22 protein-coding genes are annotated in these 24577 nt (G+C 70.9%); 12 read left to right on the forward strand and 10 right to left on the reverse strand.

Annotated features, from left to right (window positions below; translation table 11 throughout):
- Window positions 1–102 precede the first annotated feature (102 nt).
- Window positions 103–1767 (forward strand): energy-dependent translational throttle protein EttA, encoded by a 1665-nt coding sequence (ettA, locus tag ACFPZN_RS15225; protein WP_378282597.1) that lies wholly within the window; start codon window positions 103–105, stop codon window positions 1765–1767.
- 334 nt (window positions 1768–2101) lie between these two features.
- Here ettA and ACFPZN_RS15230 read toward each other — a convergent pair whose 3' ends face one another.
- Entirely contained in the window at window positions 2102–2242 is a 141-nt protein-coding gene (locus tag ACFPZN_RS15230; protein ID WP_378282598.1) for a hypothetical protein, read from the reverse strand.
- A gap of 604 nt (window positions 2243–2846) precedes the next feature.
- Here ACFPZN_RS15230 and ACFPZN_RS15235 point away from each other — a divergent pair.
- The 3 genes from ACFPZN_RS15235 to ACFPZN_RS15245 are packed head-to-tail and all read left to right on the forward strand — an operon-like array spanning window position 2847 to window position 4127.
- Window positions 2847–3278, forward strand: a complete 432-nt coding sequence (locus ACFPZN_RS15235) for an acyl-CoA thioesterase (protein WP_378282599.1) — start codon at window positions 2847–2849, stop codon at window positions 3276–3278.
- Window positions 3275–3850 (forward strand): GNAT family N-acetyltransferase, encoded by a 576-nt coding sequence (locus tag ACFPZN_RS15240; protein WP_378282600.1) that lies wholly within the window; start codon window positions 3275–3277, stop codon window positions 3848–3850. Before ACFPZN_RS15235 ends, ACFPZN_RS15240 begins: the two co-directional genes overlap by 4 nt.
- 55 nt (window positions 3851–3905) lie before the next feature.
- The gene (locus ACFPZN_RS15245) at window positions 3906–4127 is read left to right on the forward strand and encodes a hypothetical protein (RefSeq protein WP_378282601.1); all 222 of its coding nucleotides are present in this window, start codon (window positions 3906–3908) and stop codon (window positions 4125–4127) included.
- Window position 4128: 1 nt separating this feature from the next.
- On the opposite strand, the gene ACFPZN_RS15250 is transcribed toward ACFPZN_RS15245, so the two are convergent.
- A complete protein-coding gene (locus tag ACFPZN_RS15250; protein ID WP_378282602.1) occupies window positions 4129–4746 on the reverse strand; it encodes a hypothetical protein in 618 nt (205 codons plus the stop codon).
- Window positions 4747–4950: 204 nt separating this feature from the next.
- Between ACFPZN_RS15250 and ACFPZN_RS15255 the strand changes: the two genes are divergently transcribed.
- Entirely contained in the window at window positions 4951–6354 is a 1404-nt protein-coding gene (locus tag ACFPZN_RS15255) for a S28 family serine protease (protein ID WP_378282603.1), read from the forward strand.
- A gap of 52 nt (window positions 6355–6406) precedes the next feature.
- Here the strand turns inward: ACFPZN_RS15255 and ACFPZN_RS15260 are convergent, their stop codons facing one another.
- The 3 genes from ACFPZN_RS15260 to ACFPZN_RS15270 form a co-directional block, all read right to left on the reverse strand.
- Complete coding sequence (locus ACFPZN_RS15260; protein ID WP_378282604.1) at window positions 6407–6781, reverse strand: globin; 375 nt, start codon at window positions 6779–6781, stop codon at window positions 6407–6409.
- A gap of 87 nt (window positions 6782–6868) precedes the next feature.
- Window positions 6869–7873 carry a mechanosensitive ion channel family protein gene (locus ACFPZN_RS15265; protein WP_378282605.1) on the reverse strand — a complete coding sequence of 335 codons (1005 nt, stop codon included), beginning with the start codon at window positions 7871–7873 and terminating at the stop codon, window positions 6869–6871.
- A 784-nt stretch (window positions 7874–8657) separates the two neighbouring features.
- Entirely contained in the window at window positions 8658–9155 is a 498-nt protein-coding gene (locus tag ACFPZN_RS15270; protein ID WP_378282606.1) for a hypothetical protein, read from the reverse strand.
- A gap of 404 nt (window positions 9156–9559) precedes the next feature.
- Here ACFPZN_RS15270 and ACFPZN_RS15275 point away from each other — a divergent pair, with 404 nt between their 5' ends.
- Together ACFPZN_RS15275 and ACFPZN_RS15280 are read left to right on the forward strand one after the other, a co-directional pair.
- On the forward strand, window positions 9560–11236 hold the full coding sequence (locus ACFPZN_RS15275) for a helix-turn-helix domain-containing protein (protein WP_378282607.1): 1677 nt from the start codon (window positions 9560–9562) through the stop codon (window positions 11234–11236).
- Between the two features lie 5 nt (window positions 11237–11241).
- Window positions 11242–11904: a GNAT family N-acetyltransferase gene (locus ACFPZN_RS15280; protein WP_378282608.1), complete on the forward strand. Its 663-nt coding sequence runs from the start codon at window positions 11242–11244 to the stop codon at window positions 11902–11904.
- Between the two features lie 147 nt (window positions 11905–12051).
- Here ACFPZN_RS15280 and ACFPZN_RS15285 read toward each other — a convergent pair whose 3' ends face one another.
- Both ACFPZN_RS15285 and ACFPZN_RS15290 read right to left on the reverse strand, forming a co-directional pair.
- Complete coding sequence (locus ACFPZN_RS15285) at window positions 12052–12945, reverse strand: class I SAM-dependent methyltransferase (RefSeq protein WP_378282609.1); 894 nt, start codon at window positions 12943–12945, stop codon at window positions 12052–12054.
- A 91-nt stretch (window positions 12946–13036) separates the two neighbouring features.
- The gene (locus ACFPZN_RS15290; protein WP_378282610.1) at window positions 13037–15127 is read right to left on the reverse strand and encodes a prolyl oligopeptidase family serine peptidase; all 2091 of its coding nucleotides are present in this window, start codon (window positions 15125–15127) and stop codon (window positions 13037–13039) included.
- A gap of 150 nt (window positions 15128–15277) precedes the next feature.
- On the opposite strand from ACFPZN_RS15290, the gene ACFPZN_RS15295 reads away from it, so the two are divergent.
- The 3 genes from ACFPZN_RS15295 (at window position 15278) to ACFPZN_RS15305 (ending at window position 17044) form a co-directional block, all read left to right on the forward strand.
- Entirely contained in the window at window positions 15278–15820 is a 543-nt protein-coding gene (locus tag ACFPZN_RS15295; protein WP_378282611.1) for a hypothetical protein, read from the forward strand.
- A 246-nt stretch (window positions 15821–16066) separates the two neighbouring features.
- Window positions 16067–16576 (forward strand): HNH endonuclease, encoded by a 510-nt coding sequence (locus tag ACFPZN_RS15300; protein WP_378282612.1) that lies wholly within the window; start codon window positions 16067–16069, stop codon window positions 16574–16576.
- Window positions 16577–16825: 249 nt separating this feature from the next.
- Window positions 16826–17044 (forward strand): FmdB family zinc ribbon protein, encoded by a 219-nt coding sequence (locus tag ACFPZN_RS15305; RefSeq protein WP_378282613.1) that lies wholly within the window; start codon window positions 16826–16828, stop codon window positions 17042–17044.
- 278 nt (window positions 17045–17322) lie between these two features.
- On the opposite strand, the gene ACFPZN_RS15310 is transcribed toward ACFPZN_RS15305, so the two are convergent.
- The 3 genes from ACFPZN_RS15310 to ACFPZN_RS15320 form a co-directional block, all read right to left on the reverse strand.
- Window positions 17323–17679 (reverse strand): hypothetical protein, encoded by a 357-nt coding sequence (locus ACFPZN_RS15310; RefSeq protein ID WP_378282614.1) that lies wholly within the window; start codon window positions 17677–17679, stop codon window positions 17323–17325.
- 71 nt (window positions 17680–17750) lie between these two features.
- A complete protein-coding gene (gene ilvD, locus ACFPZN_RS15315) occupies window positions 17751–19598 on the reverse strand; it encodes a dihydroxy-acid dehydratase (RefSeq protein ID WP_378282615.1) in 1848 nt (615 codons plus the stop codon).
- A 235-nt stretch (window positions 19599–19833) separates the two neighbouring features.
- Window positions 19834–20649, reverse strand: a complete 816-nt coding sequence (locus ACFPZN_RS15320; RefSeq protein ID WP_378282616.1) for a nuclease-related domain-containing protein — start codon at window positions 20647–20649, stop codon at window positions 19834–19836.
- 224 nt (window positions 20650–20873) lie between these two features.
- On the opposite strand from ACFPZN_RS15320, the gene ACFPZN_RS15325 reads away from it, so the two are divergent.
- Together ACFPZN_RS15325 and malQ are read left to right on the forward strand one after the other, a co-directional pair.
- Complete coding sequence (locus ACFPZN_RS15325; RefSeq protein ID WP_378282617.1) at window positions 20874–22298, forward strand: amidase; 1425 nt, start codon at window positions 20874–20876, stop codon at window positions 22296–22298.
- A gap of 96 nt (window positions 22299–22394) precedes the next feature.
- Window positions 22395–24575: a 4-alpha-glucanotransferase gene (gene malQ, locus ACFPZN_RS15330; protein WP_378282618.1), complete on the forward strand. Its 2181-nt coding sequence runs from the start codon at window positions 22395–22397 to the stop codon at window positions 24573–24575.
- Window positions 24576–24577: the final 2 nt, after the last annotated feature.

The raw sequence follows: 24577 nt of genomic DNA on the forward strand, positions 1-24577 counted from the left end.
CCATGGCGATGATCTCCGCTGGCCATGGGGCGATCACGCGGCCGGACGGTGCTTGGCCGCGGCTGCAACGAATGGTGCCCGAGACCCCCTAGGCTTGACGATATGGCGGAGTACATCTTCACGTTTCAGCGCGTGCGCAAGGCGCACGGTGACAAGGTCATCCTTGACGACGTCACCATGAGCTTCCTGCCGGGGGCCAAGATCGGTGTCCTCGGCCCCAACGGGATGGGCAAGTCGACGCTGCTGCGGATGATGGCCGGCCTGGAGCAGCCCTCCAACGGTGACGCCCGTCTCATGCCCGGTTTCACGGTCGGCATGCTGCAGCAGGAGCCGCCGCTCAACGAGGAGAAGACGGTCCTCGGCAACGTCGAGGAGGGCGTCGCCGAGACCAAGGCGCTGCTCAACCGGTTCAACGAGATCGCCGAGAAGATGGCGACCGACTACTCCGACGAGTTGATGGACGAGATGGGCAAGCTGCAGGAGCAGCTCGACCATCGCAACGCCTGGGACCTCGACAGCCAGCTCGAGCAGGCCATGGACGCGCTGCGCTGCCCGGCGGGCGACCTGCCCGTGACCCAGTTGTCGGGTGGGGAGCGCCGCCGCGTCGCGTTGTGCAAGCTGCTGCTGGAGCACCCCGACCTGCTGCTGCTGGACGAGCCCACCAACCACCTTGACGCCGAGAGCGTGCAGTGGCTGGAGCAGTACCTGGAGAAGTACGAGGGCACCGTCCTGGCCGTCACCCACGACCGGTACTTCCTCGACAACGTGGCCGGCTGGATCTGCGAGGTCGACCGGGGCCGCCTCTTCGGGTACGAGGGCAACTACTCGGCCTACCTGGAGAAGAAGGCCGAGCGGCTCAAGGTCGAGGGCAACAAGGACGCCAAGCGCAAGAAGCGCCTCCAGGACGAGCTGGAGTGGGTCCGGTCCAACCCCAAGGCCCGGCAGACCAAGAGCAAGGCGCGTCTGCAGCGGTACGAGGAGATGGCGTCCGAGGCGGCCAAGACCCGCAAGCTGGACTTCGAGGAGATCCAGATCCCGCCGGGCCCCCGCCTGGGCAACACGGTGATCGTCGCCGAGGACCTCACCAAGGGCTTCGAGGACCGGCTCCTGATGGAGAACCTGTCCTTCAACCTGCCGCCCAACGGCATCGTCGGCGTGATCGGCCCCAACGGCGTCGGCAAGACCACGATGTTCCGCATGATCGTCGGTGAGGAGAAGCCCGACAACGGGGCGCTGAAGGTCGGCGAGACCGTCCAGATCTCCTACGTCGACCAGGGGCGCGGCGGGATCGACCCGGCCAAGTCGGTGTGGCAGGTCGTCTCCGACGGCCTTGACCACATCAAGGTCGGCCAGGTCGAGATGCCGTCCCGCGCCTACGTCGCCGCGTTCGGCTTCAAGGGCCCCGACCAGCAGAAGGCGTCCGGCGTCCTGTCCGGCGGCGAGCGCAACCGCCTCAACCTGGCGCTGACCCTCAAGCAGGGCGGCAACGTCCTCCTCCTGGACGAGCCCACCAACGACCTCGACACCGAAACCCTGAGCTCGCTGGAGAACGCGCTCCTGGAGTTCCCGGGCTGCGCGGTCATCACCTCCCACGACCGGTGGTTCCTGGACCGCATCGCCACCCACATCCTGGCGTGGGAAGAGGGCTCGAACTGGTTCTGGTTCGAGGGCAACTTCGCGGACTACGAGAAGAACAAGATCGAGCGCCTGGGCGCCGACGCCGCCCGCCCCCACCGCGTCACCCACCGCAAACTCATGCGCGACTGACGCCCCGTCCATCCGAGAACGCCGCGGCCCGACCTTCCGGGCCGCGGCGTTCCAGCCTCCAACCGGGCCCCGTGCTCCGCGCTGGTTTTGCGGGTTGCGTTCGTGCTCTCTTTCCCTGCGCCTACCAACCGCGTTGGTGGCCCTGCACTCCGGTGCGAGCCGTGCCCGAACCCCGTGCTTGCGCCGCTGCGACCCGGCGGGCCTCGGCGGCTGCGCTGGGTGGCTGGTGGGGCGGGGCAGGCCAGGGTGGCAAATTTCTGTTCGCCCGAGCGGACGATCTTGATCCCGTTGGGGTCAGTGTGATCTCTCCGCATCAGGCCGGGAACGTCCTGAGCTACGTGGAGATGGCGGCGGTGGCGGGTGGGGTGGAGGTGGGTGCCGTCGGTCTGGCGGTGCCGCTGGTCGTGGAGAACAGGGGCGCGCGGTCGCCGACGCTCGGGGCGGCCAGCGCCTGGAACTGGCACAGGACCCGCATGATTTCGTCGCCTACGAGGTGAGCGCGATCGTGGTGCAGGCCCAGGCGGGCTGCCTGGTCGCCGTCCGCGACCCCGAACGCGCCGCCGACCTGTTCGCCCGCGTGGAGGAGGCCAGGCAGCGCGCCCTGTCAGGCCGTGGAGGCCCTGCGCGGGGACCGCGATGCCTAAGGCTCCCCGCTGGGGCTGGCCGTTGGCCGAACGCCATTCCGGCATCGGGGGCGCCGACCCGATTTGCGTGGTTGTGGTTACGACGGCGCAGCGGTGCTTGCGGCTTTCTGGTCAAGCGGTCCACGCTCGCGCTGCTGGTCGAGGTGCGCGCTGCGGTTGGGGAAGACGCCAGCCTGCAGACTGCTGCGTTGTCTTGTACGTCCCGCGCTGGTGGGCGGACGGGGCCGGGGGCGGGAGTTCGGCGTTGTGGGGTTGATCGAGATCGTTAGTGAGGTGCATCTCTCCTGCGGCACCGTGAAGAACTACGTTGCAGCCGTCCAGGACCCTTAACGGGGTGGGGATTGTGGCCTGGGCTTGGGACGACGGGCACACGATGACTAGGGAGGTGGCTGGGGTAGCATCGGCGCGATCTGTTCGCGAGCCCCAGGCGAGGACATGTCCGACAACGAGCTCCCTCCGGCCGAGTACCGCCATGTTTACGAGTTCCGTCTGCGGTTCGGTGACATCGACTCGCAGGGGCATGTCAACAACGTCAAGTTCCTGGGCTTCCTCGAGGACGCGCGGCTGGAGATGTTCCACGGCGACCCCGTCCGGAAGGGGGAGCAGCCGATCCGCGGGATGGTGATCTCCCGGCACGAGATCGACTACCGGCGGCCGCTGCTGCCGACCGTGTACCCGATTCGGGTGGAGACCTGGGTGACGGAGGCGCGGGCGGCGTCGTTCAAGCTCGCCTACGAGGTCCGCGATGACGAGCACGTGTACGCGGAGGCGATGTCGGTGCTGGTGGCGTTCGACCCGGAGGCGAACCGGCTGCGGCGGTTCACCGAGAAGGAGCGGGAGTTCATCGGCCGCTACGTCGCGGCATGACCGAGACGGTTGTCCGCCGGTCCCTGGTGGAGTTGCGGGTCGTGCGGCCGGACGACGCCGGGGCGCTGGCCCGCCTGTGCGTTGCCAACCGCGAGTATCTGCGCCCCTGGGAGCCCGAACGGGACGACGCCTACTTCACCGTGGAGGGGCAGCGCGCGAACCTGGACGACCTCCTCGACGCGTACGGGGCCGGCGAGATGTGGCCGGGTGTTGTTCTGGTGGACGGTCAGGTCGCCGGGCGCATCACGCTCAACAACATCCTGCGCGGGCCGTTGCAGAGCTGCTTCGTGGGCTACTGGGTGGCCTTCGCCCACGCGGGACGCGGCGTGGCGACCGAGGCCGTGCGGCAGGCCCTTCAGGTGGCCTTCCGCGAGTTGGGGCTGCATCGTGTCGAGGCGTTCACGCGCGTGGACAACCACGCGTCGCAGCGGGTGCTGGAACGCAACGGGTTCACCCCGGTCGGGGTGTCGCGTCGGCACATTCACGTGGAAGGCCGCTGGCACGACGAGCGGCTCTTCGAGCGGCTGGCTCCTTGGGACGACGGAGTCGCGCTGCACCCGCCGTGCGCGTGACGATCTCCGATCACGGGGAGTAAGCAGGTGACGCCCTTTCCCCCCGAGGTGATCGATGTCCCCCTATCTCGCCGCATGGATCTTCTGGATCATGATGTTCTTCGCCATCGAGCTGCCGGCGGTCTTCAACCGGCAGCCCGGTGACACCCTCTCCGAGGTCATCTGGCGCGTGTTCGCCGTCCGCGGCAAGCCGGCGGGGTGGCAGCTGCGCCGGGTGGTCCTGCTGCTGGGGCTGGGCTGGCTGGTGGCCCACCTGCTGACCGGCGGGAAGGTCTGAGTCAGGCGGTGGGCGAGTACAGCCAGGGCTCCTTCAGGTCGAGGTAGGTCCACTCGCCCTCGTAGAAGCTCATCATCTTCTGCATCTCGTCGCGCATCTCCTGCGGCGGCTCCTTGCGCTCGCCCTCCCTGGCCGCGGCCTCGGAGGTGAAGTACGCGGCCTCGGTGAAGCCGCCGTCGTGCTGGACCGCCACGACGCTGCCGATCATGTCGGGACGGAACTCGCGCATCGCCGACTCGTCCTGGCTCGCCAGGTAGGCGCGAAGGCCCGGCAGGTCGCGGATCCGGCCCTGCATGACCTGGACGAAGCCGGCGTCGTCGGAGCCGCCGTCCAGGAAGGTGTCGGTCTCGGTGCAGTCGTGGAAGTGGACGTCGCCGCCGAACAGCTTCGAGGTCTCCATCCACCATTGGTGCTGCTCGGGGCGGTCGCTGTTGCGGCGGGCCGCCTCGGGCGACTCGAAGCGGGCCAGGCAGACGAACATCCCGTCGTCCGTCACCCCCGCGGTGCTGCCCAGCCAGCCCGGGGCGGTCGGGCCGAGGTCGCGCTGCCAGTGGTCCATGGCCTCCTTGAGCTCGCCGGTGTCGCCGGAGACATGGCCTTGGATGGTCTGGATGAACATGGTGTCTCTCCCCCGTTGAGATCACCTTCCGGAACGGTACGGCCACGGCCGGCCGCACCCGATTCCGACGCTATGACGCCGCGCGGGCGGGGACAACCCTCGGGTCACGGACCCGTAACAAGCGCAACAGCAATCCGTTTTGGCCGCACTTCTCCCTTTAGTGTCACCTGGCGAATTGTGGTGATCCCACGCGAAAGGGAAAAGATGCGGCGCGTCTCACAAGGGGTGCTGGCCCTGCTGCTGGCAGCCGGGATGACCGGCACGGCGGTCCAGGGCGTCCAGGCGGCACCGACGGCGGCGGAGGACATCGCCGCGCGGCTCAAGGCGATCCCGGGCATGAAGGTCGAGGAGAAGCCCTCGACGCTGCCCGGCCACCGCTGGTTCTGGCTGAACTACCGGCAGCCGGTGGACCACCGGCGTCCCAAGGGGCAGTGGTTCGAGCAGCGGATCATGCTCCAGCACAAGGCGGCGGAGCGGCCGATGGTGCTCTACACCAGCGGCTACGACACCCCCGAGACCATGTTCCGGTCGGAGCCGACGGCGCTGGTGGACGGCAACCAGATCTCGGTGGAGTACCGCTACTTCACGCCCTCAAGGCCGGAGCCGACGGACTGGACGAAGGACACCATCTGGCAGGCCGCCACCGACGAGCACCGGCTGATCGGCGCGCTGAAGAAGATCTACCAGAGCCGCTGGATCTCCACGGGCGGCAGCAAGGGCGGCATGACGGCCGTCTACCACAAGCGGTTCTACCCGAACGACGTCGACGGCAGCGTCGTGTACGTGGCGCCCAACGACGTCGACAACGACGAGGACAGCCGGTACGACAGGTTCTTCGCCACCGTCGGCACCGACGACACGTGCCGCGCCCACATCAAGAGCCTGGCGCGCGAGTTCCTCAAGCGGCGCCCCGCGATGCTGGAGAGGTTCAAGGCCGACGCCGCCGGGAACGGCTGGACGTTCTCCATCCTCCGCGACCCGGACCGGGCCTTCGAGAACTCGGTCATGGACTTCGAGTGGGGCTTCTGGCAGTACAAGCTCCAGTCCGACTGCGCGGCCCTGCCGCCGCTCGACGCCACCGACGACGTCCTCTACAAGACCCTGGACGAGATCGCCGGGATCTCCTTCTACACCGACCAGGGCCTCGCGCCGTACATCCCGTACTACTACCAGGCCGGGACGCAGCTCGGCTGGGGCTCGCCCCAGTTCAAGCACCTGCGGCCCCTGCTGCGCTACGAGAGCAGCTACCAGCCCCGCACGTACGTCCCCCGGGACATCCCGATGCGGTTCGACGGCGGGCGGGCCATGCGCGACATCGACCGCTGGGTGCGCGACCACGGCAGCCGCCTGATGTTCCTGTACGGCGAGAACGACCCGTGGGGCTCGGAGCGGTTCCGCCTGGGCAAGGGCAGCAAGGACTCCGCGGTGTACGAGGCGCCCGGCATGAACCACAGCGGCCGGCTCATCGACAAGCTGCCGGCCGAGCAGCGGTCCAAGGCCATCGCGGACCTGCTCCGCTGGGCCGGCGCCACGCAGCGCGCGCAGGTGCTGACCACCACGCCCGCCGACGCCACGGACCCGCTCCAGCTGCAGCGTCCGCCCCTCTGAAATGAGTCACCGGCCGTCCCCGTCTTCCGGGGGCGGCCGGTGGAGGCGCCGGTTAGAGGGACGGGGCGTTCACCATGCTGCGGGCGGCCATCGTGAAGTAGTCCCAGAGCATCTTCTCCAGATCCTCGGGGAGATCCAGATCGTCCACGGCGTCCCGCATGTGCCGCAGCCACGCCTCGCGCTCGGGCTCGCCGATCACGAACGGGGCGTGCCGCATCCTCAGCCGCGGATGCCCGCGCTGCTGACTGTAGGTGTTGGGGCCGCCCCAGTACTGGATGAGGAAGAGCAGCAGCCTCTCCTCGGCCGGGCCGAGATCCTCCTCCGGGTAGAGGGGACGGAGCACGGGGTCGTCCGCGACTCCCTGGTAGAAGCGGTGCACCAGCCGCCGGAAGGTCTCCTCGCCGCCGACCGCTTCGTAAAAGGTCACCTGTTGCGCCATAGCGCTGTCCACCTTATGTGAGAGCGGGACCGCTCCGAGAGGGATCGTTCACCTTGATCGCGGTCCGGGACGCGGTCAGCCGGCGACGGCCGGGGTCGCCACGGCGATGCCCGCCTCGTCGAACGCCTTCTTGACCCGCTCGCGCAGCTCGCGGGAGACGTCGGCCTGCCGTCCCGGGGCGGTCTTCAGCACCATCCGGACGATCACCGCGTCCCCCGCCAGCGCCTGCACGCCCCACACCGACGGCTCCTCCAGGATGAGCTCGTCCCAGTCCGGGGCCGCCGCGAGCTCGTCGGCGGTGGCCTTGAGGATCTCCTTGACCTTCTCCACGTCCTCGCCGATGTCGACGGGGATGTCCAGCACGGCCCTGCCCCAGTTCTGGGACTCGTTCCCCACCTTCTTGATCTCCCCGTTCGGCACGTACCAGACCACGCCGTTGACGTCCCGCATCCGGGTGACCCGCAGCGTGACCGCCTCGACGGTGCCCTTGGCGCTGCCCACGTCGATCACGTCGCCGACCCCGTACTGGTCCTCCAGCAGCATGAACAGCCCGGCCAGGAAGTCCTTGACGATGTTCTGCGCGCCGAAGCCGACCGCCATGCCGATCACGGTGGCGCTGGCGAGCACGGGGGTGAGGTTCAGCCCGAGCTGGCCGAGGACGCTGAAGAACGCCGTCCCCATGATCACGATGGAGGAGATGCTGCGCAGCACCGATCCCATCGTCCTGGCCCGCTGGGCGCGCCGCTGGTTGAGCAGCGCGGGGCTGCCGTCGAACACCGTCCGGCTGCGCTCGCGGACCTTCTCCGACATGGTGCTCTCGGCCATCCGCAGCGTGATCCGGGTGATCATGCGGTGCGCCATGGCCCGCAGCACCAGCGCGATCACCAGGATCACGATGATCCAGAAGACGGTGGTCAGCGGCCGGTCGAGCCAGTTGCGGAAGAACCCGGTGAAGTCGTCGTTGTGCGAGATGTTCCACACCACGCGGCAGGCGACGCTGGGGGTCTTGCTGCGGCAGGCGGTCTCGGGCGTGCCGTCCTGTGCCCAGGGCAGCACGAGGGGCTCAAGGGTGAGTGACATAGGGGGCAGACCCTCCCCGGCCGGATGTGGGTGTCGCGTTGCCGCACCCGGCCCTCTCAGGGGCAGGACCCGGCGCGGTACGAGCCTGATCGTAAGGGACGGCGACAAGCGGTTCGTACTGCGCGGGGGGCGTGTGGTGTCCCGGCCGGGGAGGGGCGGGGAGGCGGATCGCGGGCGTCGGCACGGGGGTGGGGCCGGGTCAGCGGTATGGCTTTGACCTGGGCATACGGAGGCGGGGAGGGGGCCCGCGGCGTCGTGGACGCGGCGTGCTGAGGGTGATCGTCCGGGCGGGGGCCTGAAGCGGCCAGGATCACGCTCCAGGTCCGGCGGCCGGTCGCGCCGCGCCCCGGTTATCAAGCCATGTCCGGAATGCACGGCAATTTTCCCCTCGCGGCACGCCCCCCAAGTCGTGATCGGCCACCGTGCGGGTCGGTGGCGAAGAGTCCGCCTGCCCGTGCCCCGGTCCCCGAGGTCGCCGTTCCGCCCGCGGCGCGGGCGGAACGAACTGTCGGCCGGTAGGCCGTGCCAGGGCACGGGCAGGTGCCCAATGCGGCCCGCCCTTCCGCCACCGCCGGAAGGCAGGGGCGCCGCGATGGCGCCGTCAGGGCGGCGCTCAGGCCGGTCCGGGCGGCGGCCCGGTGTCCGGTGGGACGCTCTCTGGTCCGGTGGTGCCGTCTCCTTCCGGGGTGAGGCGGGTCGGCCGGGTGCATCGGGCGAACGTGTCCCGTGGGCCGGCGGCTGCCGCGCCGTTTCGGCCGCGACCGCACGGGACACGCCCGGTCTTTCAGGAGCGGCCGGTGGGCCGTTCCGCAGCCGCCGTCTCCGGCGGCTGAGCTCTCAGGGGGCGCTTCCCGACGGGGAGGTGCGCCTGGGGGAGGTGCGTCTTCGGGCGGTGCGCCGGGGACAGCGGCTCCTGGGGGAGGGGCCCGGCGGGGAGCGGTGCGGCGCGCAGGGACTCGCCGTGCAGCGGCTCACCGTGCAGCGATTCGGGGTGGAGCGTCTCGCTCGGAAGCGGTTGCAGCACGCGGGCCAGCTTGACGGCGGCGCCGCCCGGATCGTCCACGCGGTGCATCCGCTCGCCCCAGGACCACCAGTAGTAGTGGTCGTGGGACTCGGGGGCGGGGGCGCAGGTGACGTCCTCCGCGAGGCTCGCCGCGTCCGGGTTGACGACCCGGAGGAAGACCGGGCCTGAGCGGGTCCGCACCACCCGGGCCACAAGGCCGCGCGTGTCGAGTTCGTGCTCCAGCTCCTCCAGGTAGCCCGTGCGCCTGTCGGTGCCCACTTGCAACACCCCCTCCGTCGTCCGTGCCGTGAGGCCGCTCGCGGCGCCCCGCCGATGCGTGCGCTGATCGAACTCTCTGGGTCCGTTCGGTTACTCGCGGCGAGAATTGCAACTCTCACGCACGCGGTCAAGGGGCGCCGCCGTGCACGGGATAGCGGTATCGCCTCCGCCGGGAGAGGAATGCCCCCGTCCGGAGGAAGAATCTCTACCCCCGGGGCCCGAAGCACCCTCCGAAGCGCCCGTGATTCCCCGGAATGGCTTGGCCGGTCCCGTTGCGGGAGTTACGCTCTGTGCGCGAGAGATTATCTCTCGTGGCCATCCATTGACCTGGTCGCCGTGACCCTGAGGCGGGAATCCCCCCGGCACCCCGCCTTCCGGGCTCAGCGGTGAGGAGGCCGGAACCGATGTCGGACACCCCCCGGAAAGAAACGGACATAGCGCGCGGAATACGCGCGCGCGGTCTGGCCCGAGGGCGTGGCCCCGCGGAGATCGCGGAGGAAATCCACGATCAATGCGGGCCGCTTTTCGGCACCAGCCGGATCAAGGCGCACCGTTTGTCCCATGGTGTCGCTCTGTCCGACATCGTCGCCCAGGTGAAGGCGCTGTACGAGGTCGCCGGCAAACCCGTTCCCCGGCTCGGGGAGACCCTGCTGTCGGCGTACGAGAGCGGCTACAAGCGTCCGGGGCCCGAGTACCTTCACTACCTCTGCGCCGTCTATCGGGTCGAACCCGACGAACTCGGCTACCAGAGTCCCTGTATCTGCGGCCGTGGCCACGCGGCCGCGCCGGGCGGCGCCTCCCCCGTGGCGCCGCGGTACGCGCCTGAGCGCGTACCGGAGCACCCCCTGGGGCGCTCCATCGCGCCGGTCCCCGACCAGCCCCTGGTCGGCATGGTCGTCCCCAGCCCGGGCGACCGTTATTGGATTCCCGTCAGTGAAACCCGGGGCCCTGACCGCGCCGGCGGCCCCGCTTCCATCGATGTTGGAGAGGAGGACATCGTGCTTCGCAGAACCCTTCTGCAGCTGCTGGCCGGAGCGGGCGTGGCGCTCGACGGCCAGTTCCTGGGCGCAGTGGACAACCTACGACGCAAGATGGACGACACCCTGGTCAGCGCCACCGTCTCACCGACCATGCTGGACCAGTGGGAGGAGACGACCCTCGGATACGGCCGGCAGTACCAGGCCACCCCGTCCCTCCGGATGCTGTGCGATGTGCTGCTGGACTTCAGCGAGGTCCGCCGCATGGCCGACAAGCGGCAGCCGGTCGAGCTGCAGGAACGGCTGTGCCGCATCGCGGCCCAGCTGTCCGGGCTGTCCGGGCTGATCATGATCAATCTGGGCGACCACCGGCTGGCCCGCTCGTTCTTCCGCACCGCGCGCACGGCCGCCGACGAGACCGGCGACCGGCACCTGCGCGCCTGGGTGACGGTGCGCGAGTCGCTGGTGCCGATGTACTACGGCGACCCGCGCGAGGCGCTGCACCTGGCGCGCAAGGCGCAGGACCTGGCCGGCCGCAGTCCCGGGGTCGCGGCCGCCATGGCCCCGGCCGTGGAGGCGCGGGCGCTCGGGCTGCTGGCCATGCGCGGGCGCGGCGACGCCGCGCCCAGCGCGCGCCGGGCCCTGGTCCGCGGCCGGGCGGTGTTCGACCAGCTCACCACGGAGCAGACCAGCGACCTGGCGTTCGGGTTCACCGACCGGCAGATGGCCTTCTACGAGGGCGACACCTTCACCAATCTCGGCGATCACCGGCAGGGCGACGAGGTGCTGAGCCGGGCCCTGACCCTCTACGCGCCCACCGACCGGGTCGATCGCACCCTGGTGCGCCTCGACCGCGCCGCCTGCCAGTTGCACGCGGGCCATCCCGACGCCGCGCTGCAGGCCGGCCGCGACGCCATCCTCGACCTGCCGCCCGAGCACCGTTCCGACATCCTGGTGCACCGGGCCCGGCAGATCGGCGCCGCGGTCAACGCCAAGCACGGCCAGATCGCGGCCCTGAACGACTTCTACGAGGCGCTGTCGGCGCCGGTGAGGAGTCCCACCACCGGCTCCCCGCCCGCCGTGCCGCCGTCCGAGCAAGTCTGACCGAGATGGAAACGCGTGACGGCGCCCCCGGGAGCGGTGGCGCCGCGGGGGACGCGGAGCGTCCCACGGCGGCCGCCGCGGACGGCGCCGCCCGGGCCCGGACCCTGGTCCGGATCCAGGCGGAGCCGCCGATTTGGAGGTTCGACGACCTGAGTCTGCGGCGCTACCGCGCCGACGACCACGACACCGTCCTGTCACTGCACCGCGAGGGCCTGGCCCAGGTCGGCCTGCGGCCCGGCGACGGCGTCTACTACGACCACGACTTCTTCCGGATGGAGGACATCTATCTCCGCAACGACGGGGAGTTCATCGTCGGCGAGGCGAACGGCCGCATCGTCGCCATGGGCGGGCTGCGGCGGGCCGATCTGGTCCCGGCGGGCCGTGACCGCGCCCTCGGCGGGTACGTCACGGGCGGCCCCGCGCTGGACGCGGTCGAGATGGTGCGGCTGCGCGTCCATCCCGGCGCGCAGCGGCGCGGGTACGGCCGGGCGGTCGTGGCGGCACTGGAGGAACGCGCCGCCGAGTACGGCTACCGGGTGCTGCGCGCCGACACCACCGAACTGCAGGGGCCCGCGCTGCAGCTCTACCGGGGCTTCGGCTGGAACGAGACCAGACGCGAGGTGATCGGCGGCATCGTCAACATCTACCTGGAGAAAACCCTCCGCTGAGCCGCTCGGGACGGGGTGCCCGAGCAGCTCCGCTGAAGGGACGGCGGAACCCGAGTCGCGGTGGCCTCGCGCCGGCGGCGCGGCCCGGTGCGGGACCACCGCGATCTCGGGAGTCTTCCCCTGGCCGTCCCTTCAGCGGAGCACCTTTCAGCGCCGCGCGCGGACGGGCGGGACCCGTTTCCGTGCGCCCACCACCTGCATCGCCGGATAGCGGCGCTGCTTGAGCTCGGTGAGCCCGCGCCCGCGCAGGAACCCGGTGACCTCGCCGCTCCCGAACAGGCGGACCCCGGTGATCTCGGTGACGGCCCGTCCGCCGAGACGGGCCAGCGGGAGCGGAGGACGCCGGCTGGTCAGGACGACCAGCCGCCCGCCGGGCTTCAGCACGCGCACCATGGAGTCGAGGGCGCCCCACGGGTCCTCGAAGAGGTAGAGCGCGCCGAAGCAGCAGACGGCGTCGAACGAGGCGTCCCGGAACGGCAGGTCCGCCGCGTTCCCGCGCACGTACCCCACCTGCGGCTCGGCGGTGTCGGCGGCGGCGCGGTCGAGCATCCCGGCGGCGCGGTCGAGCCCGACCACCAGCCCGTCCTCGCCGACCCCGGCGGCCAGCGCGCGGGTGACGTTGCCGGGGCCGCACGCCACGTCCAGGACGGTCATGTCCGGCGGGCCGGTCCGCCGGCCGTCCGTGCCGCGACCGGCCGGACCGGGGGAGCCCAGGCCCAGCCAGGTGCGGGCCAGCGCGTGCTCGGCGGCGGTGTCGGGGCCGACCGGCCAGCCCTTGGCCAGGTTGAAGCCGATGGGACGCCAGTACCGCTCGTAGATCCGCGGCAGGAACGTCGACTCCATGACCCGCTGGGCGATGGACGGCGGCGGCTCCTCCTCGGGACCGATCAGGTCGAGGTAGCCGGGGCCGGCATCGGACGCGGCGGGCGGGGGGACGTCGAGGAGGCCGAGGATCCGTTCCCGCACGGAGCCGTCGCGTGCGTGGCCCTTCCCGGAAGGACCCCCACGCGCGGCGCCGCCGCGCACCATCGAGGCCGTCACCCCCTTATTCGATCACCCGTCAATTGGGTTCGCCCTGTTTTCGCCCAGGTTGTGATGCATGCCACGCTACGTCACGACGCCGCGGCGCCGCTCAGAGGGCCAGGCCCGTCTGGGCCGCCATGAACGACAGCGTGTCGGTCATCAGCCCCACCGAACGGCTCACCGAACGGGCGTCATGCCCGACCTCCGACTCGTTCCGCAGCAGGATCGGCGCGTCACCCGCCGTCGCGTGCTGGAGCGCCGCGCACATCTTGCGGGCGTGCAGCGGGTCCACCCGGGTGTCGCTGTCGAAGATCGTGAACAGCACGGCCGGATAGGACACCCCCTTCTCCACACGGTGGTACGGCGAGTACGCCAGCAGCCAGCCCAGCTCCTCCGGGTCGTCGGCGGTGCCGTACTCGTCGTTCCAGGTGCGGCCGAGGCCGAACCGCTCGTACCGGACCATGTCCAGCAGCGGCGCCGAGCACACCACCGCCCGGTAGAGGTCGGGACGCTGGGTGAGCGCCGCGCCCACCAGCAGCCCGCCGTTGGAACCGCCGGAGATCGCCAGCCGGTCGGGAGCGGTCAGCCCGTCCGCGATCAGCCTCTCGGCGGCGGAGTGGAAGTCGTCGAAGACGTTCTGCTTGCGGTCGCGCATCCCCGCGCGGTGCCACTCCTCGCCCTCCTCCGACCCGCCGCGCAGGTTGGCGACGGCGTAGACGCCGCCCGCCTCCACCCAGGCCAGGATGCTCGCCGAGTACCCGGGCGTGAGCGAGATGTTGAAACCCCCGTAGCCGTACAGGATCGCCGGCCGCGGCCCCTCGCCGCCGGCGCCGGGACGGGAGAGCACCAGCATCCGCACCTCGGTGCCGTCGTACGACTCGTACGCCACCTGCCGCGCCTCGAGCTCCGGCACCTCCACGGTGCCCGGCGCGCTCGCCCAGACCCCGACCTCCCCGGTGCGGGCGTCGTAGCGCAGCACCCCGGTGGGCGTGACGTTGTCGGTGTAGCCGAACCACGCCTCGTGGCCGCCCTCCGGCCGCTCCACGATGCCGCCGATCGTGCCCAGGCCCGGCGTCGGCACCGTGCCGGTCCGCTCGCCGGTCGCCAGGTCGTGCACCGTGATCTCGCTGATCGCGTGCCGGGTCCAGGCGGCCAGCAGCACCGGGCGGTCGCCGAGGTCCGGCCCGTCCAGGATCGCGAAGTCGGTCAGCACCGCCTCCGGGTCCTGCGGGAGGAGATCACGCCAGTTCTCGTACGACGGATCCGCCGGGTCGGTGACGCACAGGCGCGAGCGCGGCGCGTCGCGGTCGGTGAACACGTAGGCGCGGCCGTCGCGGCCGACGTGCAGCCCCGTCCCGGCGTCCACGCCCTCCTGGACGGGACGCAGCGCGGGCCGCTCCGCGCCGCCCGCCGCGGTCAGATCGGCGATCCACAGGTCGTTGCGCGGCGCCGTGCCCTGGGACGCGGAGATCGTCAGCCAGCGCCCGTCGCGGCTCACCCCGGCGCCGTAGTAGTTGGTCTTCTCCATCCCGGCACCGAAGATCAGGACGTCGGTGCCGGGATCGGTGCCGACCCGGTGCAGGTAGACCCGCCGGTGGTACTGGTCCTCGCCCTCGGGGACGGCCTCGGGCGGCAGCCGCCGGACGTAGTAGAACGCCTCGCCGCCGGGCAGCCACGCGATCGAGCCGTACCGGCTGCGGTCGATCGGGCCCTCGACCCGCTCGCCGGACGCGACGTCGATCACGTACAGCAGCGACTCCTCGTCACCGCCCGTCGAGATCTTGTACGCCAGCCGCCGCCCCTCCTTGTCGGGCTGCCAGCCGTCCAGCGTCGTGGTGCCCCCGGGATCCAGCGCCATCGGATCGACCAGCGCCCGCTCGGAGCCGTCCGGGTCGACCGTGTAGAGCACCGGATGCTCCTGCTCGGCGGTACGGCGCGTGAAGAACCGCCGCTCGCCCCGCCAGACCGGGGCGCCGACGCTCCCGGCGCCGAGCAGTTCGCGCAGCCGCCCGCGGAGCCGGTCGCGGCCGGGCAGATCGTCCACGAACCGGTGGAACAGCTGCTCCTGCGCGGTCAGCCACGCCTCGGTGTCGCCGTCCTCCCTGGCCTCCAGCCACCGGTAGGGATCGGGGACCTGGTGGCCGTGCAGGGTCTCGACGATCTCCTCGCGCTGCGCGGGCGGGTACGGCGGTCGGCTCATGATCTGCACCTTATGCGGCCGGGCTGCCGTTCCGTACCCGTACCGCCGCAAGGCAAAGGCCGTGCCAGGGGGCGGCGAGGCGGGCGTGTCGCGCGGGCCCTCTCCGGTAGAAGGGAAGCCGATCACTGGATCGTCCAACGGGGGTTGATCATGAAGACCAGGTCGTCCGCGCGCCTCGCCGTCCTCGCCGCCGCGGCCGCGACCGCCGCGGCCCTGGCCCCGCCGTCGGCCGCCGCCCCGGCCCCCGACGGGAAGGTCGACTTCACCTACTCGCCCCCGGAGCTCTCCCAGACCGGCGACCAGGTCATCTGGCGCTGGGCGCTCCGCAACACCGGAGACCGCCCCGTGAGCGGCGTCCTGCTCTTCCACCGCATCAAGCCCAACCTCAAGATCGTTTCGATCAGCGCCCCCTGCAAGGTGACCCGCCGGACGGTCAGATGCGACTACCGCACGCTGAACCCCCGCCAGAAGAAGCAGGGCACCCTGACCGCCGACCTGCCGGACGACGTCACCGGCCTGGTCCAGATCCGCGGCAGGGTCACCTGGCAACTGCCCGCCACCGCCCCCACCCCGCCCGAACGCCCCTCCACCGGCGCCCTGCCCCCCGAAAGGGACGAATCCCCCCAACCTCGCCCCAACATCACCGTGAAACGAAGCGCGCTCATCACTCCCTGGTACGCGACGACTTCGTGACGGAAGGGCAGCAAGAACTCACCTTCCGTGATGACAGCAGCCCTTTGCGTTCGATCTGGAGCGCATGTGGGGATTAATGGGGTAGCGGACCGCCTTCTCAGGCGCCACACTGATTGCGGGTCGGTTCGCCCCTGGGGAGGTCCTCATGGCGGGTTCGCAGGTGCCGGAGACAATACTCGGGCCTCGGTGTGAGGCGCGGTCGCCCGCGTCCGCCGAGGCGAAGCAGAGCCCGGTGGAGGGCGTCTGATGAGACAGGTCCTCCTCCTGAACGCCACTTACGAACCGCTGACGACGCTCCCGCTGCGCCGGGCCGTGTGCCTGGTCCTCAGGGAGAAGGCCGAGGTCGTCCACACCGACGCCACCGGCGCCGTACTCCACTCGGCCACCATGTCCATCGAGGTCCCCTCCGTCATCCGGCTCCGCCGGTATGTACGGATCCCGTTCCGCACCCGCGTCCCCCTGACCCGGGCCGCGCTCATGCGGCGCGACAACTTCCGCTGCGCCTACTGCGGCCACCGCGCCGAGACGATCGACCACGTGCAGCCCCGCAGCCGCGGCGGCAAGCACATCTGGGAGAACTGCGTCGCCTCCTGCACCACCTGCAACCACCGCAAGGCCGACCGCCTCCTCGAAGAGATCGGCTGGACCCTCAACATCATCCCCGGCGTCCCCCGCGGCGCCCACTGGAGACTCATAGGCGTCATCCACGACGGCGACCCCCAATGGGCCCCCTACGTAACAGAACCTGCAGCGTAGTGTTTATTGCGAGCGCGAGCTGCGCTCCTCGCCTGGCGGCTCGTCGCTTGTCGCGCTCGCGGCGAGCGCTGCATCGCTTCGCGATCAGCCGGATTCTCGCCTTCGGCTTCGAACCCGGCTGGCCTTCGGACGCGCTCGCACGCCCGGGGGTCTCCACGGGGCTGGGCAGGCGGGCCGAGGTTGTCGCGGACGTAAGTCGGCTGAGGTCGTCGTAGCCGACCGGGCTCCCGGGTTTATATCCTTGGGGGCGTGCCACGTTATGACTATCGCTGCCGCGCCTGCGGGTCCACCTTCGAGGTCTCGCGCCCGATGAGCGAGGCGTCCGCGCCCGCCGCCTGCCCCGACGGTCATGATGACACCGTCAAGCTGCTGTCCACGGTCGCCGTCATGGGCCGAGGAGGTCCCGCCCCGGCCCCGCCCCCGCCCAGCGGCGGAGGCGGCTGCTGCGGCGGAGGCTGCTGCTCCTGACCGCGGCGTTCACAAGTCAGCGAACGGCGGGATGATCCTCACAATGATGATCAACCGATCGTGCGGTGAGGCCAGGAAGTAGAACCAGCCATTTGCGGCGTTCATCCTTCGTAGACCTCCCGCGTGAGGGCCTTCCCCGAGCTCCGAAACGTCCACGCCCACATCGGCGAGTTCGACGAGCTGGTCCGCGAGTCGCTCGACCTCTTTGATTACGGCGGCTGGAATACCGCCGGCGACGTGTGAGTGATCCGGGGAGTATTCCCATGCCCACTGGTCGCTCAAGAGCGCGTGTTCTCGGAGAGTGCGGCCTGCGCCTCGTCGAGAATGCGCCCGAGCTCCACGGCGGCCGCGCGGGCTTGGGCGGCATTTCCGCGCTGCGCGCGATCCTCAAGCTCCCGGAACCGAGCTGCCAGGTGTGGTTGCCGGTGGATATGGACGTAGATCGCCCATTGTCGAGAGAAACGCCGCAGCGGCCCGAGGTCCGACCCCAGCCGGGCCTCGTCCGCAGCCTGGTCCAGTTCGCGAGTGAACGCCGGCAGTGCCGCAGGGGAAACCTGTGCCACGGCCTGACGCAACGCGGTCACCGTGGCCGGAGGCTGCGGAATGAGCGGCTGCTCCGAAGCACCGAGAGACATAGGTTTCCCCCTGAGTGAGCGGCGTTCACCTCAGCTTATCGAGCTCGCCCTGGGAGAGGGGACGATCGTGGCTAGAGCTGGCTGATGTCTCTGGCGGCGCCGGTGGAGGCTGAGGTGGTCATGGCTGCGTAGGCCTGGAGGGCGGCGGTCACGGGGCGGTGGCGGTCGCGGGGGCGGTAGCCGCCCAGGTCGGCCAGGAGCTTTTCGCGGCGGACGGCCAGTTCTTCTTCGGGGACGTCCAGCTGGAGGGTGCGGCGGGGGATGTCGATGACGACGCGGTCGCCGTTCTCGACCAGGGCGATGGTGCCTCCGGCGGCGGCCTCGGGGGAGGCGTGGCCGATGGACAGGCCGCTGGTGCCGCCGGAGAAGCGGCCGTCGGTGACCAGCGCGCAGGCCTTTCCGAGGCCGCGGCCCTTGAGGAAGCTGGTCGGGTACAGCATTTCCTGCATGCCGGGGCCGCCCTTGGGGCCCTCGTAGCGGATCACGACGACGTCGCCCTCGCGGACCTTGTCGCCGAGGATGCCCTCGACGGCGTCCTCCTGGCTCTCGAAGACGACGGCGGGGCCGGTGAAGGTCCAGAGTTCCTCTTCGACGCCGGCGGTCTTGACGATGGCGCCGTCGGGGGCGATGTTGCCGAACAGGACGGCCAGGCCGCCGTCGGTGGTGTAGGCGTGCTCGGCGTCGCGGATGCAGCCCGCCTCGCGGTCGAGGTCGAGGGTCTCCCAGCGGGCGTTCTGGCCGGAGGCCTGCGTGGTGCGGACGCCGCCGGGGGCGGCGTGGAACATGTCCACGGCCTCGGGGAGCACGTCGGGGGAGTGCACGTCCCACTTCGCCAGGAACTCCTGGAGGGAGGACGAGTGGATCGTGTGGACGGTGCGGTTGAGCAGCCCGGCGCGGTCGAGTTCGGCCAGGAGGGCGGGGATGCCGCCGGCGCGGTGGCAGTCCTCGACGTGGTACTTGGGGGTGGCGGGGGCCAGCTTGCAGATGCACGGCACCCGGCGGGACAGCTCGTCGATCTCCTTGAGGCCGAAGTCGACGGCGCCCTCGTGGGCGGCGGCCAGCAGGTGCAGGATCGTGTTGGTCGAGCCGCCCATGGCGATGTCGAGGGCCATGGCGTTCTCGAACGCGTCGCGGGTGGCGATGTTCAGCGGCAGGACGGAGTCGTCGTCCTGCTCGTAGTAGCGCTGGGCGATCTCCACGACGGTGCGGCCGGCGTCGGCGTAGAGCTTCTTGCGGGCGACGTGGGTGGCCAGGACGGTGCCGTTGCCGGGCAGGGCCAGGCCGATCGCCTCGGTGAGGCAGTTCATGGAGTTGGCGGTGAACATGCCCGAGCAGGAACCGCAGGTCGGGCAGGCCGCCTCCTCCATCTGGGCCAGGGTCTCGTCGGACACCGAGTCGTCCGCGGAGGCGATCATCGGGTCGATCAGGTCGAGCTTGTGGCCGTCCCGCACGCCCTCGACCGGCTTGCCGGCCTCCATCGGGCCGCCGGAGACGAACACGGTCGGGATGTTCAGCCGCATCGCGGCGATCAGCATCCCGGGGGTGATCTTGTCGCAGTTGGACACGCAGATCAGGGCGTCCGCGCAGTGCGCGTTGACCATGTACTCGACGGCGTCGGCGATCAGCTCGCGGGACGGCAGCGAGTAGAGCATGCCGCCGTGGCCCATGGCGATGCCGTCGTCCACGGCGATGGTGTTGAACTCGCGGGGGACGCCCCCGGCCTCGCTGACGGCGGCGGCGACCATGTCGCCGACCTCGCGCAGGTGGACGTGGCCGGGCACGAACTGGGTGAAGCTGTTGGCGACCGCCACGATCGGCTTGCCGAAGTCCTCCCGCGCTACGCCGCTGGCCCGCATGAGGGCGCGGGCGCCCACCATGTTGCGGCCGTGGGTGACGGTGCGTGACCTGAGCGGGGGCATGAGGGACCTCTCCCAACCTGTGACGTGCGCTGAATGTGGACGCAGCGGCGGATCGCGGCGCTGCCGCCGGCTCCGCAGAGGTCATGTAGGGCCGGCCCGTATCGAACGATGGTATCAACGCGCGGCGAAACGCCGGGACGCGAAGCGTCCCGGCGTTGGAAGTCGGGGATGCGGAGTGGCACCTCGCCGGGGACGAGGTGCCCCTCCTCGGGGGCTCGTCGTTGAGCCGGGGCCCTTACTCCGCGTCGGGGTACTTGGGCGGCAGGGAGTCCCGGGCGGCCTGGTAGATGCGTTGCACGTCGGTCTCGGTCAGGACCTTGGGACGGCGGCGCAGGTAGCCCCGCGCCCGGTTGCCCGCGAAGACGTCGACGTCGCGGACCCGCATGACCTTCCACGGGATGGACGGCCCGTAGATGGCCACCGACGCCTGGACCGGCACCTCGAACCCGACCCCCGCCGCGATGATCTTGCTGGCCTGGTCGGCCTCCCAGCGCGCCTCGTCCAGCCGGTCCTTCTTGTTGAAGGGGCCGTGGAAGAGCTTGCGGTGGGAGAGGGTCCGCACCGGGAGGCGCTTGTCCCACTTCTCCGAGTCGATGGCGTACACGCCGCTCGGGCCGATGACCAGGTGGTCGATCCGGCCGTCGCTGACGCCCTCGTCGTCGCGCGGGACGGCGCGCGCGTGCAGCACGCGGTAGCCGCCCTTCTCGAGCGAGCGCAGCTGCTTCTCGGTGCGGCGCTCGGCCGCCGAGGACTTCTGCCAGGCCGGGACGCTGGAGTCCTTGCGGGAACTCCGGACGACGTCGCCGACCACGGCCAGCACCGCCACGGTGAGCCCGATCCGCAGGCCGAAGATGAGCGTGAGCAGCAGGCACAGCGCGACCGCGATCCCGGCGCGCACCAGCCACCGCTTGATCCGGGGGTCCTTGAGCGCGTCGTCGACGGTGTCGCGCAGGGGCGGGCGGCCGGACGGGCGGCCGCCGTCGGCGTCGTCAGGGGTCTGCTGAGGCTGCCCGCGGGCCTCCTGGGAGTTGCCCCTCTCCATGATCGCCATAAGTGACGCTCCGTGTTCCTTTCGCTCCGGAAGCATGATCCTCCGAGCGCAGAGTAATCATTTTCGCGATCGGGGACTAGCCATGTCGGGTTAATACTTTTGTCCCCGGTTCATCATGGTTGGAAGTTGCCGCCGCCGGGTACGGCGGTGCTCATCCCTCTTTCGTGGCTTGTCGTCCTTGTCATCTTTGATGCTGGGGCATCCGCCGTCTAGCGTTCCGCGGTGTGACCCATACCCATGATCTGAGCGCCATGCGGCTGGCCGCCGCGATTCGCTCCCGCGAGCTTTCCCCCGTCGAGGTCGCCGACCACTACCTGGAGCGGATCGAGCGGCTGAACCCCAGGCTGGGCGCCTATGTGACGGTCACCGCCGATCGTGCCCGTGAGGAGGCGGAGCGGGCGGAGAAACGGCTGATGGAGGCCGCCGATCCCGCCGATCTGCCGCCGCTGCTGGGCGTCCCGGTGCCGATCAAGGACCTCAACATGGTGGACGGCGTCCGGATGACCTTCGGTTCGGAGGTCTTTACCGATCTGTCCGGGTTTGCCGATGACAATGTCGTCCTACTGCTGAGGGAAGCGGGGTCTGTCCTTCCAGGTAAGACCTCGACCCCCGAATTCGGTCTGCCCTGTTACACCGAAAACGCCGTGGCGCCTCCGGCCCGGACGCCCTGGGACCTCACCCGGTCGGCCGGCGGCTCCAGCGGCGGGGCGGCCGCGGCGGTCGCCGGCGGGCTGGCGCCGGTCGCGCAGGGCAGCGACGGCGGCGGCTCGATCCGCATTCCCAGCAGCGTCTGCGGGCTGTTCGGGATCAAGCCGACCCGGGGCCGGATCTCGCAGGGGCCGATCGTCCCCGACCTGTTCGGCCTGTCGGCCAACGGGCCGATCGCGCGGACCGTCCGGGACGCGGCCCTCCTCCTGGACGTGATGGCCCGCCCGATGCCCGGAGACCTCTACCTGGCGCCTCCGCGCGAGGGGTCCTACCTCGACGCGGCCGAGCGTCCCCCGGGCCGCCTGCGGATCGCTCGGAGCCGTGAGCCGGTGGTGCCGGACGCCGAGGTCCATCCCGACTGCGTCGCCGCGTACGAGGACGCCTCGCTGCTTCTGGAGGAGCTCGGCCACGAGGTCGTGGAACTGCCCCAGGTGCTCGGCCCCGACCTCGTGCCCATCTTCGAGACGCTCTGGGGCGTCATGGCGACCCTCACGCCCGTCGAGCCCGAGCGGGAGCACCTCCTGCAGCCCCTCACCCGGTGGCTGCGCGAGCGCGGGCACGCCACCAGCGCGCCCGAGCTGTTCGGGGCCCACGCCATGCTGCAGGCGGCGCTGCGCAGCGCGTTCCCCGTCATGAACGAGTTCGACGCGATCCTGCACCCGACCCTGGCGCAGCCCCCGGCGCCCATCGGTTACTTCCACGGCCAGGAGCCGGAGGAGAACTTCGCGCGGCAGAAGCACTTCACGCCCTTCTGCGCCCCCTACAACGTGTCCGGCCAGCCCGCGGTGAACGTGCCGCTGTACTGGAACGCCGACGGCCTGCCCATCGGCGTCATGCTCGCGGGCCGCCTGGGCGGGGAGGACACGCTCATCTCCCTGTCCGCGCAGCTGGAGGAGGCCCGCCCCTGGATCGACCGCAAGCCGCCCATCTGGAACGAGTGACCTTCCCCGGCCTGCCGCCAGTGTGGGGTAGGGCGCTTGATACGGGTAATGCGTACCGGAGGGGAGCAAGCAGCGACTAAGGGGCAGGGTCAGAGCGTGGCGGATGCAGAACTGAACAAGCTGGCTCGGGCGCATCGCGTAGCGACCCGCTACGCCGACTGGCGTGGCCGGGACACCGAGGTCTCCCAGGGCACCCTCAGAGCGGTCCTCACCGCCCTGGGGGCGGACGTCTCCACGCCCGAGGCCGTACGGGAGACACTGGCCCGCCTGGAGGAGGAGCGGCGCGCCCGGTTGCTCCCGCCGATCCTGTTCCAGCGGGCGGGACGCCCCGCGGCCATCAGGATCCCGTGGAACGCGCGGGCGGCGACCGAGGTGTGGCTGGACATGTCCACGGGCGGCTCGGCAGAGCTGCACGGGACGAGCGTCCGCACGCCCGAAGGGCTGATGAAGCAGTACCACCTGCCGCAGGGCACCCCGGAGGGCTGGCACCGGGTGCGCGTGCGCGTCCGCGACCAAGGGCGGGAGGAGAGCGCTCCCCTGCTCCTCACCCCCGAACGCCTGCACCCGCCACAGCGGACCTGGGGATTCACCACGCAGCTCTACTCGGTGCGCTCCAAGGAGTCGTGGGGCCTGGGGGATCTGCACGACCTGGCCGACCTCGCCTCCTGGAGTGGACGGGACCTCGGCGCGGGCTTCGTCCTGGTCAACCCCCTGCACGCCACCGAACCCGCCACGCCCATAGGCCCGTCCCCCTACTCGCCCATGAGCCGGCGGTTCGCCAGCCCGCTCTACCTGAGGGTGGAGGACGTCCCAGAGTACGCCGCGCTCTCGCCTGAGGACCGCGAACGGTTCTCCGCCCTGGCCGCCGGGGCCCGCGACGTCGGCTCCAAGAAGGGGGCCGGGGGCGGCTACCTCGACCGCGACGCCGTATGGGAGGCCAAGCGGGAGGCCCTCGAAACGCTCTACGCCTTGCCCCGCGGCCCCGAACGGCAGCGCGCCTACGAGTGGTACCGCCACCGCGAGGGGGCACCGCTGACGGCGTTCGCCACCTGGAGCGCCCTGGGGGAGGAGCACGGCGCGGACTGGCGCCGCTGGCCCGCCGAGCTGCGCGACGCGGAGAACCCCGCCGTCGCGCACGCGGCCAAGCGCCTCGCCGACCGCGTCGAGTTCCACGCCTGGCTGCAGTGGCAGCTCGACGAGCAGCTCGCCGCGGCCCAGGCGTCCGCCCGCGCCGCGGGCATGCCCATCGGGATCGTCCACGACCTGTCCGTGGGCGTGCACCCCGGCAGCGCCGACGCCTGGATGTACCGCCCCATGTTCGCCCCCGGCATGAGCGTGGGGGCGCCCCCGGACGAGTTCAACCAGCTCGGCCAGGACTGGGGCCAGCCGCCCTGGCATCCCGGCCGTCTCGCCGAGGCCGCCTACCTCCCGTTCAGGGGGATGCTCGCCGCGGCCCTGCGGCACGGCGGAGGACTCCGCCTCGACCACGCCATGCAGGTCTCCCGCCTGTGGTGGGTCCCCGAAGGGCGTTCCCCGGCCGACGGGACGTACGTCGCCTACGACCGTGACGCGATGCTCTCCACCCTCGTCTGGGAGGCATCCCAGGCCGGGGCCGTCGTGGTGGGGGAGGACCTGGGGACCGTCGAACCCGACGTACGCGACGACCTCGCCGACAGGGGCATCCTGGGAACATCCCTCCTCTGGTTCGAGCGGGACGCCGAGGGCCGCCCCCGCAAGCCCCGGGACTGGCGCGAGAAGTCACTGGCCACCGTCGGCACCCACGACATGCCCCCGATCACGGGTTTCCTGCACGGCGACCACATCGAGCTGCGCAAACGGCTCGAACTGCTCACCCGCCCCCTGGAAGAGGAACTGGCCGACCACCGCACGCACCTGGCCGACTGGCTCGGGCTCCTCCACGACGAGGGCCTCCTCACCACCCCGCCCGGAGAGATCCTCGAAGCCGTGACGGCCGACGCCCCGGGAGGCGGCTCCACCCGCTACGACGCCGAGGTGGCCACGGCCCTGCACGCCTTCCTGGTCCGCACCCCGGCCCGCCTCATAGGGATCTCCCTGGCCGACGCAGTGGGGGAGCGCCGCACCCAGAACCAGCCCGGCACCACCGACGAGTACCCCAACTGGCGGGTGGCCCTCGCCGACGCCAAGGGCGACCCCGTCCTCCTGGACGACCTCCCCGGCCGCCCCCAGTTGGAAGCCGCCCTGGCGCCCCTCAGGGCGCTCACCCATCGTCCCGAGGACGAGGCCAGGCTTCCCTGAAG

The organism is Actinomadura rugatobispora, from assembly GCF_042656285.1.
Taxonomy (GTDB): domain Bacteria; phylum Actinomycetota; class Actinomycetes; order Streptosporangiales; family Streptosporangiaceae; genus Spirillospora; species Spirillospora rugatobispora.